General features: G+C 31.6%; 13 protein-coding genes. 6 read left to right on the top strand and 7 right to left on the bottom strand.

The window, feature by feature from the left end; translation table 11 throughout:
* Nucleotide 1: 1 nt before the first annotated feature.
* The 6 genes from ABI549_RS07015 (at nucleotide 2) to ABI549_RS06990 (ending at nucleotide 4,051) form a co-directional block, all read left to right on the top strand.
* Nucleotides 2-193 (top strand): CcoQ/FixQ family Cbb3-type cytochrome c oxidase assembly chaperone, encoded by a 192-nt coding sequence (locus tag ABI549_RS07015; protein WP_348075748.1) that lies wholly within the window; start codon nucleotides 2-4, stop codon nucleotides 191-193.
* Nucleotides 194-199: 6 nt separating this feature from the next.
* Complete coding sequence (locus ABI549_RS07010; protein ID WP_348075747.1) at nucleotides 200-1,132, top strand: cbb3-type cytochrome c oxidase N-terminal domain-containing protein; 933 nt, start codon at nucleotides 200-202, stop codon at nucleotides 1,130-1,132.
* Between the two features lie 61 nt (nucleotides 1,133-1,193).
* Complete coding sequence (gene ccoG / locus ABI549_RS07005; protein WP_348075746.1) at nucleotides 1,194-2,612, top strand: cytochrome c oxidase accessory protein CcoG; 1,419 nt, start codon at nucleotides 1,194-1,196, stop codon at nucleotides 2,610-2,612.
* Nucleotides 2,613-2,640: 28 nt separating this feature from the next.
* Nucleotides 2,641-3,090 (top strand): FixH family protein, encoded by a 450-nt coding sequence (locus ABI549_RS07000; RefSeq protein WP_348075745.1) that lies wholly within the window; start codon nucleotides 2,641-2,643, stop codon nucleotides 3,088-3,090.
* 8 nt (nucleotides 3,091-3,098) lie between these two features.
* Complete coding sequence (locus tag ABI549_RS06995; RefSeq protein ID WP_348075744.1) at nucleotides 3,099-3,803, top strand: sulfite exporter TauE/SafE family protein; 705 nt, start codon at nucleotides 3,099-3,101, stop codon at nucleotides 3,801-3,803.
* Nucleotides 3,791-4,051: a DUF465 domain-containing protein gene (locus ABI549_RS06990; RefSeq protein WP_348075743.1), complete on the top strand. Its 261-nt coding sequence runs from the start codon at nucleotides 3,791-3,793 to the stop codon at nucleotides 4,049-4,051. The genes ABI549_RS06995 and ABI549_RS06990 overlap by 13 nt, the downstream gene beginning before the upstream one ends.
* Before the next feature lie 41 nt (nucleotides 4,052-4,092).
* Here the strand turns inward: ABI549_RS06990 and hemN are convergent, their stop codons facing one another.
* The 7 genes from hemN to htpG form a co-directional block, all read right to left on the bottom strand.
* Nucleotides 4,093-5,457, bottom strand: a complete 1,365-nt coding sequence (gene hemN / locus ABI549_RS06985) for an oxygen-independent coproporphyrinogen III oxidase (RefSeq protein ID WP_348075742.1) — start codon at nucleotides 5,455-5,457, stop codon at nucleotides 4,093-4,095.
* Between the two features lie 160 nt (nucleotides 5,458-5,617).
* On the bottom strand, nucleotides 5,618-7,882 hold the full coding sequence (locus tag ABI549_RS06980; protein ID WP_348075741.1) for an aconitate hydratase: 2,265 nt from the start codon (nucleotides 7,880-7,882) through the stop codon (nucleotides 5,618-5,620).
* A 212-nt stretch (nucleotides 7,883-8,094) separates the two neighbouring features.
* Nucleotides 8,095-9,213 (bottom strand): acyltransferase, encoded by a 1,119-nt coding sequence (locus ABI549_RS06975; protein ID WP_348075740.1) that lies wholly within the window; start codon nucleotides 9,211-9,213, stop codon nucleotides 8,095-8,097.
* Nucleotides 9,214-9,348: 135 nt separating this feature from the next.
* A complete protein-coding gene (locus ABI549_RS06970; RefSeq protein WP_348075739.1) occupies nucleotides 9,349-10,515 on the bottom strand; it encodes a DUF1501 domain-containing protein in 1,167 nt (388 codons plus the stop codon).
* A 10-nt stretch (nucleotides 10,516-10,525) separates the two neighbouring features.
* Nucleotides 10,526-11,911, bottom strand: coding sequence for a DUF1800 domain-containing protein (locus tag ABI549_RS06965; protein WP_348075738.1), 1,386 nt, complete (start codon nucleotides 11,909-11,911; stop codon nucleotides 10,526-10,528).
* Nucleotides 11,912-11,926: 15 nt separating this feature from the next.
* Nucleotides 11,927-12,733: a hypothetical protein gene (locus ABI549_RS06960; RefSeq protein WP_348075737.1), complete on the bottom strand. Its 807-nt coding sequence runs from the start codon at nucleotides 12,731-12,733 to the stop codon at nucleotides 11,927-11,929.
* Nucleotides 12,734-12,848: 115 nt separating this feature from the next.
* Nucleotides 12,849-14,722, bottom strand: a 1,874-nt coding sequence (gene htpG, locus ABI549_RS06955) for a molecular chaperone HtpG (protein ID WP_348075736.1), incomplete at its 5' end; no start/stop codon positions are given.

Genomic DNA, 14,722 nt, shown 5'->3' with positions numbered 1-14,722 from the left:
AATGTTTGAACAAATAAAACACAACATGGAAACTATTGCAGGAGTTGCAATATATCCAATACTGTCGCTACTAATATTCTTCGCATTTTTTGTGGGACTGGCTATTTGGGTTTATTCCTACAGAAAAGAAAAAATTGAAGAAATGAGTAATATTCCTTTTGGAAACGAAAATTTAAATGACTTTTTAAAATAATTAGATATGAAAAAGTATTTTCCAGTATATGTTAGAATTCCTGTTATTTTCTTTGCCTTTTTTGGAGCAATAGAATATTTTATAGACTCTGGAGACAGACCCGCATTTATAAAATACCCAGTAATAACACTTATTTTATTATTGTTTATTTTCTTACAAATTGCCATAGAATTAATTTGGAAAGCGACAAATACAATCTTAGACACTTTGTTAACAGAAGAGCAGCGCAAGCAGAAAGAAATTGATGAAAATATTTCTTTTACCGAAACTGATTTTTATAAAAATTTGATGCAAAGGCTAACAAAATCAGAGCCTATAGAAAACGAAGGTCAGTTGTTGCTTGCTCACGATTATGATGGTATCAAAGAATTGGACAATAATTTACCACCGTGGTGGGTTTATTTATTCTATGGTTGTATTGTTTTTGCAGTTGTTTATCTTGTTCGATTTGAAGTAATGGACGGAGATAATCAAGAAACAGAACTTAGAAAAGAAATGGCTCAAGCCAAAATTGATGTGGCAGAATACATGAAAACTGCTCCAGATATGACAGATGAAAAAACAGTTACACTACTAACTAAACCAGAAGAATTGGCAGAAGGAAAAGCGATTTTCACTACTAATTGTATAGTTTGTCACAAAGCAGATGGTGGTGGAAATATAGGTCCTAACTTAACTGATGATCATTGGATTTTAGGTGGCGGAATCAAAAATTTATTTCATACCATTACAAATGGTGGTCGAGACGGAAAAGGAATGATTGCATGGTCTAAAAATGGATTAAAACCAAAAGAAATTCAAAAAGTAGCTAGTTATGTTTTGTCTCTTCAAGGAAGTAATCCTAAAGATGGAAAAGTTGCTGAAGGCGAAATTTGGGTCGATCCAAGTATAGCAACTAAAGCAATTACAAAAGTAGATAGCTTACAAGTTAAAAAATAAAATCACAAGAATCATTGACAAAGCTTTTGGTTTTGTCAAAGATTCTAAACAAATAAATAAAATGTCAAAATTACCCGACGAAGCGTTTAGAGATACTATTGGAACAATAGATGAAGAGGGTCACAGAAAGTTTATTTTTCCTAAAAAACCATCTGGTAAATTTTATGATTATCGCAAATGGGTGAGTTATTTTTTACTCATAGTTCTTGTTGCTAATCCTTTTATAAAGATTAATGGCAATCAGTTTATGATGTTTAATGTTTTAGAAAGAAGATTCAATATTTTCGGATTCCCATTTTGGCCTCAAGATTTCTATTTGTTTGTTCTTTTTATGATTGTTGGTGTAGTTTTCGTTATTCTGTTTACAGTAATTTTCGGTCGGATATTTTGCGGTTGGATTTGTCCACAAACCATCTTTTTAGAAATGGTTTTTCGCCGAATAGAATATTGGATTGAAGGTGATCGTGGGGCACAAATTAGATTATCTAAACAAGAATGGAATGCTGAAAAAATAAGAAAAAAAGGAATTAAATGGACGATTTTTTTAATTATTTCTTTTTTTATTGCCAATGTTTTTCTAGCCTATCTTATTAGTAGCGACGAATTATTTAAAATGATTGAAGAAGGTCCAGCAAATCATATTAGCACTTTAATCTCATTACTTATTTTTACAGGAGTTTTTTACTTTGTTTTTGTTTGGTTTAGAGAACAAGTTTGTATAATTGCTTGTCCATACGGAAGATTACAAGGTGTACTTTTAGACAATAAATCGATCAATGTAGCCTATGATTTTGTTCGTGGCGAAAAAGAAGTTGGTCGTGCAAAATTCAATAAACAAGAAGACAGAACCACAAGCGGAAAAGGAGATTGCATAGATTGTAAACAATGTGTAAATGTTTGTCCAACAGGTATCGATATTAGAAACGGAACCCAATTAGAATGTATCAATTGTACTGCATGTATTGATGAGTGTGATACAATAATGGAAAGCGTCAATTTGCCTAAAGGACTTATAAGATATGCTTCGGAAGATGAAATTGAGAAGAAAGATAAGTTCAAGTTTACTACTAGAATGAAAGGTTATTCTGCAGTATTATTTATCTTAATCGGAGTTCTTACTGGGTTATTATTTTTGCGAACCGAAGTAGAAACCGTAATTCTTAGATTACCAGGGCAATTATATGAACATAAAGGAGATAATATAAGTAACATATTTACCTTCAAGATTATTAATAAAACAAATAATGATTTTGATGATATTCATTTCAAATTACATGGTATAAAAGGAATAATAAACGTTGTTGGTAAGCAAGATTTTAAAGTAAAAAAACAAGAAATGTCGCAAGGAACATTATTCATACAAATAAACCAATATTTATTAGAAAATGATAAAACTAAATTGAAAATAGAAGTTTACAACGGAAATAAAAAAATAGAAACGACAACAACCAGTTTTTTAAGTCCAAGAAGTTTTGATTAAATTATTAAAATAGCAAAAAATTAAAATCATGAAAATAAATTGGGGAACATCAATAGTTATAGCATTTGTATTGTTTGCAAGCTTTATTTTATATTTTGTTTTGACAGTAGAATCTAGTTCAAAATACGATAACGAACTGGTTGTTGAAGAATATTACAAGCATGATGCAAAATTTGGAGATGAAATGGTAAGAATTCAAAATGCTGAAAATTTAAAATTAAAACCAGTAATAACAGATGTTTCAGATGTAATTTCAATCCAATTTCCAAATACATTCATTCCAAAAGACATCAAAGGAAAAGTGTCCCTTTACAGACCGTCTAACAAAAAATTAGATTTCGAAATTCCAATTTCCTTATCTAGTTCTACTTTGCTCATACCTAAAAAAAGTTTGGTAGGCGGTCGCTGGGACATTAATATGGAATGGCAATATGATGGAAAATCATATTTAACAAAAGAAGTCATTTACATAAAATAAAAATCTAAATGCTTTATACCGCTTTTATTTTCGGACTAATATCATCTTTACACTGCATTGGTATGTGCGGACCTATTGCTATGATGCTACCTGTTGATAGAAATAATCCTGCAAAAAAAGTAACACAAATAATAACCTATCATTTAGGACGATTATCAGCTTATGCTACTATTGGATTGGTTTTTGGACTACTTGGTAGAGGTTTTTTCCTTGCTGGATTTCAACAGAAATTATCAATATTTATTGGTTTTGCAATGATTCTGACCATCTTAATTCCGGAAAAGGTATTTATGAAATATAATTTTTCGAAACCCGTTTTTAGATTAATTTCTAAAATAAAAACAGCGTTAGGAAATCAATTTAAAAATAAAAGTTATCAATCATTATTCATAATAGGTTTACTTAACGGGTTTTTGCCTTGTGGAATGGTTTACGTTGCTCTATTTGGAGCAATTGCTATGCAAAGTGCAGGTTTTGGTATTTTGTATATGATTTTGTTCGGATTAGGAACGGTTCCTATGATGAGTAGCGTAGTTTATTTAAATTCAATTTTAACAATTTCAATTCGAAATAAAATTCAAAAAGCGATTCCTTATGTCGCCGTTTTTATTGGATTTCTATTTATTCTTAGAGGTTTAGGTTTAGGAATTCCTTATGTATCACCAAACAATATGAGTTTATTTATTCAAGCAACACCTAATTGTCACAAATAACACCTAATTTAACTAACATGGAAAAACACAATTTATTACATGAATTCCCTGAATATCAGGACAAAATTTATCATTTAAAAACAGAGAACAATCATTTCCAAAAACTAATAGCTGATTATGATGAAATTGAACATCAAATTAATCGAGTAAACATTGGAGAAGATGTCATGATTGATGAAGCCTTTAAAGAGCTTAAATTAAAAATGATTTTTATTAAAGATGAAATTTTTAATATGTTAAAAGCTTAAAAAAAGAAAATCACGTTTTTTTTTGAAACGTGATTTTTTTATTATATCGTCATCGAAAATAATGCAGTTTCAGGCGCTTTCCGTTTTAACCTTAAATCGAATGCCATACAAATATTTCTTACGTAAGGTTTTCCTGCTTCAGTAACTTCAATTGTATTGTTGTTTATAATTAGAAAACCATCTTTTTCCATTTCCTTTAGTTGAGATAAGACTTCTGGAATTTGATCAAAATAACTGGATTTTTCTTCCCAAGATGTTTTAAATTGACACATCAAGCTTAATATATGCTTTCTAATAATTAAATCTTCGTTAGTAAGCAAATGTCCTCTCAAAATTGGCAGTTTATCTGATTCTAGCATCTGATAATAAGCTTCTATATCTTTAACGTTTTGAGCAAAACTATACCAACTATCACTTATAGAAGACACACCTAAACCTATCATTAGTTGTGTTTTTGACGCGCTATAACCCATAAAATTGCGATGTAATTTTCCAGTTTCGAAGGCATTATATAAACTGTCTGATTTTAAAGCAAAATGATCCATTCCAATTTCGTAGTAACCATTTTTATATAAAGATTGTTTTCCTTCTTCATATAATCTTCTTTTTTCGTCATCTTTAGGCACATCTTCATCTTTAAAACCACGTTGTCCATTTCCTTTTATCCATGGGACATGAGCATAGCTGTAAAATGCCAAACGGTCAGGAAGAAGTGATTTTGTTTTTTCAATAGTATCTATAACATCATCGAGTTCCTGAAATGGTAATCCAAAAATAAGATCATGCCCAATAGAGGTATAGCCAATTTCTCTAGCCCAAAAAGTAACTTTTGCTACATTTTGAAACGGCTGAATTCTATGAATTGCTTTTTGAACTTTTTCAGAATAATCCTGAACACCAAAACTTACTCTTCTAAAACCTAAATTAAATAATGTTTGTAAATGTTCTCGTGTGGTATTGTTTGGATGACCTTCAAAACTAAATTCGTAATTTTCTGCTTTACTAGCATGACAAAAAATACCATTGATTAAACTTTCTAAGTTTTCTACAGAGAAAAAAGTAGGTGTTCCGCCACCTAAATGAATTTCTTTTATAATTGGTTTTGATTCTAATAGCTTACAATACAATGACCATTCTTTTAGAACTGCTTCTATATAAGTCTTCTCTATGGCATGATTTTTAGTAATTCGCTTATTGCATCCACAAAAAGTACACAAACTTTCACAAAATGGCAAATGTATGTATAAACTAATCCCTTCTGATTCGTTGCTTTCTGCAAATGATTTTTTTAATGTATCAACCCAAATTTGATATGAAAAGTCATTCTCTTCCCAATAAGGAACAGTAGGATAACTGGTATATCTTGGGCCAGGAACATTGTATTTTTGAATTAAAGAAACTGACATAAGTGTAATTTACATGCCAAAAATAAAGTATCCAAAAACTAAAAGAAATGATAATTGTCATATTGCTAAAAAGAGCAAATATTTTTAGCTGAAATCCTTTTTATAAAAAAAAAAACGCCTCAAGTTTCCTCAAGGCGTTGCTTTATAAAATATATTTTAATTATGCTTTACCAGCAGCAATTAAATTTAATGCAGAACCTGCTACAAACCAACCAATTTGGCTGTCATTGTAAGTATGGTTTGCTAAAATAATATCTTTTGAACCATCAGCATGAACAAATTCTAAGGTTAATGGTTTTCCTGGAGCAAAATCAACTAAATCTGTAAAATTGATAGTATCATCTTCTTGAATTTTGTCGTAATCTGCTTCGTTAGCAAACGTAAGACCCAACATTCCTTGTTTTTTCAAATTTGTTTCGTGAATACGAGCGAATGATTTAACCAAAACAGCTTTTACTCCCAAAAATCTTGGTTCCATTGCGGCGTGCTCACGTGAAGAACCTTCTCCGTAATTTTGATCACCTACAACAACTGAAGAAATTCCAGCTGCTTTATAAGCTCTTGCTACTGCAGGAACTGTATCGTATGTACCTGTTAATTGATTTTTTACTGAATTGGCTTTTTGGTTAAAAGCATTTTCTGCACCAATTAACATATTGTTTGAGATGTTATCTAGATGTCCGCGGAAACGCAACCAAGGTCCAGCCATAGAAATATGGTCAGTGGTACATTTTCCGAAAGCTTTAATTAATAACTTGGCACCCATAATGTTTTTTCCGTCCCAAGCGGCAAAAGGAGCTAGTAATTGCAAACGATCTGATGTTTCAGAAACTGCAACTTGTACTCCTGAACCATCTTCTGCTGGTGCTTGAAAACCTGCGTCTTCTACATCAAATCCTTTAGAAGGTAATTCATCACCTTTTGGAGGCAATAATTTCACCATTTCACCATTGTCATTTAATAAAGAATCGGTCAATGGATTAAAATCTAATCTCCCTGAAATTGCTAATGCAGCAACCATTTCTGGTGAAGTTACAAAAGCGTGTGTATTTGGATTACCATCGGCTCTTTTAGAAAAGTTACGGTTAAACGAGTGAACGATTGTATTTTTTTCTCCTTTATCTGCTCCAGCTCTATCCCATTGTCCGATACATGGTCCACAAGCATTTGTAAATACTTTAGTTCCCATTTTTTCGAAAGTTGCGATGATTCCATCTCTTTCGATAGTGTAACGAATTTGTTCTGAACCTGGATTGATTCCGAATTCTGCTTTTGGCGAAATCCCGTGTGCAACAGCTTGCTCTACAATAGAAGCAGCACGTGACATATCTTCATATGAAGAGTTAGTACAAGAACCTATTAATCCCCATTCTACTTTTATTGGCCAACCATTTGCAGCAGCTTCTTCTTTCATTTTAGAAACTGGTGTTCCTCTATCTGGTGTAAAAGGACCGTTGATATAAGGCTCTAATTCAGATAAATTAATTTCGATAACTTGGTCGAAATAGTTATTTGGATTGGCATATACTTCGTTGTCTCCAGTTAAATAATCGGCTACTTTATCCGCAGCATTTACTACGTCTTGACGACCTGTTGCGGCTAAATATCTTCTCATCGAGTCATCGTAACCAAATGTAGAAGTTGTGGCACCAATTTCGGCACCCATATTACAAATTGTACCTTTTCCAGTACATGACATATTTATTGCGCCTTCACCAAAATATTCAACAACAGCACCAGTTCCTCCTTTTACAGTAAGAATATCGGCAACTCTTAGAATAACATCCTTTGGAGATGACCAACCGTTTAATTTTCCTGTTAGTTTTACGCCAATTAGTTTAGGAAATTTTAATTCCCAAGACATTCCAGACATTACATCTACTGCATCAGCACCACCAACTCCTATCGCTAGCATTCCTAATCCACCAGCATTTACTGTGTGAGAATCGGTACCTATCATCATTCCTCCAGGGAAAGCGTAGTTTTCTAAAACGATTTGGTGAATAATCCCTGATCCTGGTTTCCAGAAACCAATTCCGTATTTATTTGAAACAGAAGAAAGAAAATCGAAAACTTCTTTAGATTGTGAATTAGCAAAAGCTAAATCTGTTTTTGCTCCATCTTTTGCTTGAATTAAGTGATCGCAATGTACCGTTGTTGGCACAGCAACTTTGCTTTTCCCTGCATGCATAAATTGTAACAATGCCATTTGGGCTGTTGCATCTTGACATGCTACTCTGTCTGGAGCAAAATCTACATAATCTTTCCCTCTAGAAAAAACACTTGAAGGTGTTCCGTCCCAAAGGTGAGCATATAAAATCTTTTCTGTTAATGTAAGCGGACGACCTACTAATTCACGTGCTTTATCTACACGAGAGGCCATATTTGCATACATTTTTTCAATCATTTCAATATCAAAAGCCATAATTTCTATGTTTATTCGGTTTATCGTTTATTTACTTTCTCAGTTCGCTGATGCTTGTGTGAATATTCGTGATGCGAATTTACGAAAACGATATATTATTAAAAAATATTTAAAGGAATATATTGTTCAATTCTAATAATTTACGAAAAGCTAGTTTTTGTATTGTTATTATTATCAAAAATGAATTATTGAACATTAATTTTAAATAATTCTTAATTCTTATCACGTAAGTTCATGATCGGTTTTTCGTAGAATCGATATAAGATATAGGACAACAAAAAGGTAATTCCGAAATAAATGAATAAAATTAAAATTGATGGGAATTGAAATGAAAATTTACTAAGAATATATTTAAAAATCACAGCTACAATACTATAATGAATTAAATATACTGCATAAGATGTTTTGCTTATAAAAGTGACGCTCGCGAAAAATACAGATTGTGAGTTTTTCCAAAAAATAAAATAGGGTAGAGCTAAAAAGAAAATAACCGACGAAAGTGTAAAATAAAACACATGAAAATACATTGGACTTGACATAATATCGACTCCTAAAACATTTAAAATAACAAATTGTAAGACGAACAAATTCATTGCTAAAATTAGAAAGTATATTTTGTATGTGTTTAAAAAATGAGTATAAAACTGATGTAGCCAAGCCAGTAAAACACCATAAAGTATCGTGTCGAAACGATAAATTACGATTGATTTTAGATTTGTATTCCAAACTTCCATAGTAGAAATGTCACTATTTTTCATATTAAAAAAACGAAGAATATGAGCTAGAATTATTAACAAAAAAATAGTAGACAAAAACGTCCATTTTTTAGATAATTTATTTCCAATTTTTAATGTAAAAAACAGACTAAAAGGTAATAATATATAAGTCCATTCTTCGATCGACAAGCTCCATGATTCTGAGAAAAAACCAATAGAATACGTTTTGAAATTCTGGAAGAAGTAAAAATATTTATACCAATATTGGGAAGGATAACCTAAAAAAAATGCGATTCCTAGATTTACAAAAAGGATTAAATAATAATTAGGTAATGTTCGAAACCAGCGCCTTTTTAAGAAGACAAAAACACTTTGCAAGGAAAAATTATCAGTAATATATTGTCGTAACAATATTGAGCCTATCAGATAGCCACTTAAGACAAAAAATAATTCAACTCCTGCAAAACCAGATAATCCACTTAGGGAAATTACTAACGGATTTGTACTGTCTATTAAGTAATAGACATGGGAAAATAAAACCAGCAAAATGGCAATTGCACGAATTACATCTAATCCGAACATTCGTGTGCTATTTTGCTTTTCTAATGCATTCATTTCAATTATATCTGTATCTATTACTGACTTAGTATGATTCTAAAATCAAAGATATACAAATATTTGGCATTTGCACTTTTCCTTTCTAGTCTGTTGGAAATTAGCAGTTTTTAGATTTCAGAGGTTAGAAATTTTTTAAAACAAACCTTCTATTTTTTTGTTTGGAATCCCAATTTTTGTAGCGTCAAAATTTAATTTATTTTGTAACAATGAAGCATATACACTTCTAAAATCTGTTTCGTGTTTCAAATCTCCATTGTCTAAATCAGAAAGATTAGGATTGTTTCCCATTACTTTTCCTTTATTGTTTCCGCCAATAATAAACATTGGTGCTGCGGTTCCGTGGTCGGTTCCTTTGCCATTGTCTTTTACACGACGCCCAAACTCAGAGAAAACCACAATAGTTACATTTTGCATGAGCTTGGCATTTTTTAAATCGGTATAAAAACTAAAAATAGCATCGTTCAATTCAGAAAGCTTATTATTTTGAATAGCCAATTGATTGTCATGTGTGTCAAATCCTCCGAGTGAAGTATAATAAACTTTCGAATTCAAATTCCCTTTTATTAATCTTGCAATCCATTCTAAATTTTTAGACAATCCAGTTTTTGGATAACTCACTTCTGATGTCGATTTTGCCAATGCTTTCTGTATTTCATCTGAACCTTCTGTGACCGAATTGGCTATTTTTCGAACAAAATCCAATTGTGGATTAGTAGATAATTGAACTGAATCATCATTTTCGGTTTTAGTTTTAAATCTGTTAGGATCTTTTACAGTAATCGAATTTGGTTCTTGTCCTTTCAGAGCTAAATTATCTATCGAATCTAGATTAATTCCAGCTGTTGGTTGATGTTCTTTGCATTGCAAATCTAAATAACGACCAAGCCAGCCATTATCTAAATACTGATTTGAAGCTGAGCCTGTTTGCCAAATTTCCTGACTGCGAAAATGGGAACGAATAGGTTCTGGATAACCCACATTTTGAATTACAGATAAATCACCATTTTGTTGTATTGTTGCAAAACTTTTTAAAGCAGGGTGAAAAGCCATTCCTCGTGTGGCACTAATTACTTCATTTTTTGATAATGCAATTTTAGGGCGTAAATCATAATATAAAGGATTTTCGAACGGAACAAAAGTGTTTAAACCATCATTTCCACCATTTAATTGTATAAAAACCAAACATTGTTCGCCAATAACTAGATTTTGTTGAGAACCAAAAGCAAACAAAAAATCTGGTAATAATAAAGAACCACCAGTAAAAGTTCCTGTAAGTGAGAGAAAATTTCTTCTGTTCATGATTTTAGTATTAAATGAGTTGGTATTCAGGAGTTTTTACGATTGCATTAAACAATCGCAAAACTGCATTTTCAGAACCTTCAGTATTAGAGTCGAAATCATATTTTAATATTTTTTCAAAATCTTGTTGTGTGTTTTCGTCTATTTCAAATAATAATCGGTCTTCTAATTCGGTAATGATTTGTTTATTGTTACCATTTTTATTCCAATCGAGTTTAATATTTGTTTTTTGGAATAGTATTTCATTGTCTTTTTCTTCGGCTTTAAACATTTTTCTGTTTATGGTTCTGCCGCTAGAAAACAAATCGGCGATATTATTTCGTTGCAAATACACTTGCGATGTGAGCCAAGAATTTCCCCCAACCCAACCTTTTACATTGGGTTGATTAAATAAATCTATTCCTTGTTCTCGAAGAAATAAAACCAATATTTTTGGATTTTCTAACTCAATATGTAATTCTGAAATAAGTTGTAAACTATATTCTAACGGATTTTTTATTTTTGAACCCGCTGTTTTTTTAGTAAATTCTTCGGTAAAAATTTTGGTTAATAAAGGTTTTATTTCGAAGTTCATTTTCTTAAAATAATCACCATAATAAGTAACTAATTCAACCGAAGGATTATCATAAATAAACCATTTTAGGATTTTTTGTGTAATAAAATAAGGAATATTTTTTTGTTCGAAAATAATATCTACTAAATCATCGGCTTTAAATCTGCCTGTTTTTCCTAAATAAGTTATGATGTCATTGTCTTCAAAAATGGGACGATATTGTGCTTCATTTTCACCAATTCCCAAACCTGCTAAAGCTTTTGCTCCATTTTTAATATCATTTTCAGTATAGTTTCCAATTCCGAGTGTAAATAACTCCAATAATTCTCGACTTAAATTCTCGTTAAGCTTATCTTTTCTGTTGTCTACATTGTCAAGATAACGAACCATGGCATTGCTCTTTAAAACTTTTTTTGTGAGTTCCTTAAAATTACCAAAAGCATGTTCTCGCAACAACTGATTGTACTGAAAAATCCAATGATTTACTTTTACTTTCTGATAAGTAGCTACGAAATGATTATGCCAAAAACAAGTCATTTTTTCTTGTAATGGAAACTCATTAGTCATCATTTTATTAACCCACCAAGCTTTCATTTCGTTGGAAACTTGCACCTCTTTTTTAAGCATTTCTTTTGCACTTTCAGGATCAGATTTTATTTTTTGACGAATTTCACGTAACTCCGTAAACGATTTAGGACTTTCGTCTAAAAAAGAAGGGATTTGAGCATCGTATTTTGTCTGAAATGATTTCTCTAAGAATTTTTGCAAGCCCAAACCCGAAATACTTTGAGCTTGCTTATTAGAAAATCCCAATCGCAATGACCAGAGTGTGTTATTGTTCATAATGAGAAGTTTAAATTAGCGTCTTCCTCGTCTCGATACTTTAACTGCTTTTACATTACCACGTTTATTTTTGTGAATTACCGTTGTTCCTCGGCGATTTTTAACGACAAGTGTAGATGAATGTCTTCTTGGTGAATATACTTTTCTTGCTACAAAAACACGATGTGTTGGCGTTCTGTGATAATAAACACGATGAGGTGCGCATCTTGTATAAAAAATAGCGTGACGATATGGTCTCCAAGGTTTCCACCATCTTGGATAAAATCCCCAACGGTGTGGCGAAGCCCAAACGACATATCTTGGTGCGTAAATAAAACGAACGCTTGGCCAGAACCAAACATTTACCATAACATTAGTTGTAATAATCTCTGGCATAGCTGGGCCAGATTTAGATTTGTCTATCGAATCTTGAGTATCGAAAGGTTCTACGATAGTATTCTCGGCATATAATTCGTTGTCGCCATCTATTTGTAAAGTAGCTTCTTCATTACCTGTTTTTTCGATACCAATTGTTGCTATATCTTGTTTTTCGCTTTGGCTTAAATAAGTACTTAAGACAATTACATGTGTGTCGTTTTCTTTAATATCATCTACATTTATATAATCGATGTTACCATCGTTATTCAAATCTAGATTGTTTACATTGTTATTTTCTTCATTAATCAATTTTTCGAATTCTTCTAATGAATTCGATTTTTTAAAAATGGCTAAAGCGCCTTCTAAACTAAAATTATCACCAGTAAATTCTGGAGTATCATTTTCTTGAGCAAAACCTAATGTAATTCCTAGAAAGACAAATAGGATTGTGGTTATTTTTTTCATAATTGTATAATGTTTATTAATAAGACTATAAATTTATAAAAAGGTTTAATTTTTGATATAAAAAAAACCTGCAAGCTCTCACTTACAGGTTTTCTACTTTCAATATAATTTCTATTTATTTTATCAATTCAAAACTTCTCTTTACAAAAGCGGTTAATTCTTCTCCTTTTAATAAATTTTGAGACAATTTCGCCAAATCTAAAGCTTGTTTTACCAAGTTTTCTTGTGCTGATTTGTCTTTATTGTTTAAAATTGAAGTAGCTAAATCAGAATTAGTATTTACTACTAAATTGTACATCTCTGGCATATGACTCATTCCAAATATACTACCGCCACCAGATTGACTCATTTCTTTCATACGACGCATGAATTCTGGCTGTGTAATAATAAATGGAGATGCATTGCTATCTAAAGCTTCTAATTGTACAGAATATGCTTTTGGTATAAAGGCTTCTAAAGAAGTTTTTAGACTTTCTTTTTCTTCATCAGATAATTTAGAAATTGCAGTTTCTTCCTTTTTAATCAAATTATCAATATGGTCAGAATCTACACGAACAAAAGTTAGGTCTTGATTATCACCTTCAATTTTTTGAATTAAATGGGAAATAATAGGAGAATCTAACAACAAAACTTCGTAACCTTTATCCTTTGCAATTTCAATATAAGAATGCTGTGCTTCTTTATTTCCTGCGTATAAAACAACTAATTTTCCGTCTTTGTCAGTTTGTTTTTCTTTTAAATTTTCTTTTAGTTCATCAAGAGTAAAATATTTACCATCAACCGTCGGATACAAAATAAATGCGCCTGCTTTTTCGTAAAATTTCTCTTCAGAAAGCATTCCGTATTCTAAAACGATTTTTATATCATTCCATTTTTGTTCAAAATCTTCACGGTTTTCTGTAAATAAAGCTTTTAGCTTGTCAGCAACTTTACGAGTAATATAGTTGGATATCTTTTTTACAGCACCATCGGCTTGCAATCCTGAACGAGAAACATTTAACGGAATATCTGGCGAATCGACCACACCACGAAGCATCATTAGGAATTCAGGAACAATTCCTTCTACATTATCAGTTACATAAACCTGATTTTGGTACAATTGGATTTTGTCTTTCTGAATTTGTAAATCTGAACCTAATTTTGGGAAATATAATATCCCAGTTAGGTTGAAAGGATAATCTACATTCAAATGGATATGAAACAATGGCTCTTCAAACTGCATTGGATAAACCTCACGATAAAAATCTTTGTAATCTGCATCAGTCAAATCTGTTGGTTGTTTTGTCCAAGCTGGATTTGGATTATTGATAATGTTATCAACTTCTACTTCTGTGAAAATATTGTCTTTGTCTTCGGGAGCAACTTCTTCTCCTTTTTTCTGTTCTATTTTTTCTGTTCTGGTTCCAAATTTAATCGGAATAGGCATAAATTTATTGTACTTATTCAATAAACCAGAAATTTTAGAATCTTCTAAAAACTCTAAAGAATCTTCTGCAACGTGTAGGATAATTTCAGTTCCACGAGTCGTTTTGTCAGCCGCTTCTAACGTAAATTCAGGGCTTCCGTCGCAAGTCCAGTGTGCTGCTGGTTCATCTTTGTACGATTTTGTAATGATTTCAACTTTCTCTGCTACCATAAATGCAGAATAAAAACCCAAACCAAAATGACCAATAATTCCAGAATCTTTTGCAGAATCTTTATATTTGTCTAAAAATTCCTCAGCGCCAGAAAATGCTACTTGATTGATGTATTTTTCTACTTCATCGGCAGTCATTCCTAAACCTTGGTCAATGATGTGAATTTTTTTTGCTTCCTTATCGATTTTAATTTCAATAATAGGACTACCATATTCAACTTTGGCTTCACCAATACTGGTAAGGTGTTTTAATTTTAAAGTAGCGTCGGTTCCGTTAGAAATCAATTCACGCAAGAAAATTTCGTGATCGCTGTATAAGAATTTCTTGATTAAGGGAAAGATGTTTTCTACCG

The organism is Flavobacterium sp., assembly GCF_039932285.1.
Taxonomy (GTDB): Bacteria; Bacteroidota; Bacteroidia; order Flavobacteriales; family Flavobacteriaceae; genus Flavobacterium.
The sequence above is the reverse complement of the archived record's forward strand: the minus strand, read 5'-3'. Positions and strand labels throughout refer to the sequence as shown.

Bases quoted from the DNA above. Each gene is read 5' to 3' on its own strand.
- ABI549_RS07015 (WP_348075748.1), top strand. From the start codon at position 2: ATGTTTGAACAAATAAAACACAACATGGAAACTATTGCAGGAGTTGCA.
- ABI549_RS07010 (WP_348075747.1), top strand. From the start codon at position 200: ATGAAAAAGTATTTTCCAGTATATGTTAGAATTCCTGTTATTTTCTTT.
- ccoG (WP_348075746.1), top strand. From the start codon at position 1,194: ATGTCAAAATTACCCGACGAAGCGTTTAGAGATACTATTGGAACAATA.
- ABI549_RS07000 (WP_348075745.1), top strand. From the start codon at position 2,641: ATGAAAATAAATTGGGGAACATCAATAGTTATAGCATTTGTATTGTTT.
- ABI549_RS06995 (WP_348075744.1), top strand. From the start codon at position 3,099: ATGCTTTATACCGCTTTTATTTTCGGACTAATATCATCTTTACACTGC.
- hemN (WP_348075742.1), bottom strand. From the start codon at position 5,457: ATGTCAGTTTCTTTAATTCAAAAATACAATGTTCCTGGCCCAAGATAT.
- ABI549_RS06980 (WP_348075741.1), bottom strand. From the start codon at position 7,882: ATGGCTTTTGATATTGAAATGATTGAAAAAATGTATGCAAATATGGCC.
- ABI549_RS06975 (WP_348075740.1), bottom strand. From the start codon at position 9,213: ATGAATGCATTAGAAAAGCAAAATAGCACACGAATGTTCGGATTAGAT.
- ABI549_RS06970 (WP_348075739.1), bottom strand. From the start codon at position 10,515: ATGAACAGAAGAAATTTTCTCTCACTTACAGGAACTTTTACTGGTGGT.
- ABI549_RS06965 (WP_348075738.1), bottom strand. From the start codon at position 11,911: ATGAACAATAACACACTCTGGTCATTGCGATTGGGATTTTCTAATAAG.
- ABI549_RS06960 (WP_348075737.1), bottom strand. From the start codon at position 12,733: ATGAAAAAAATAACCACAATCCTATTTGTCTTTCTAGGAATTACATTA.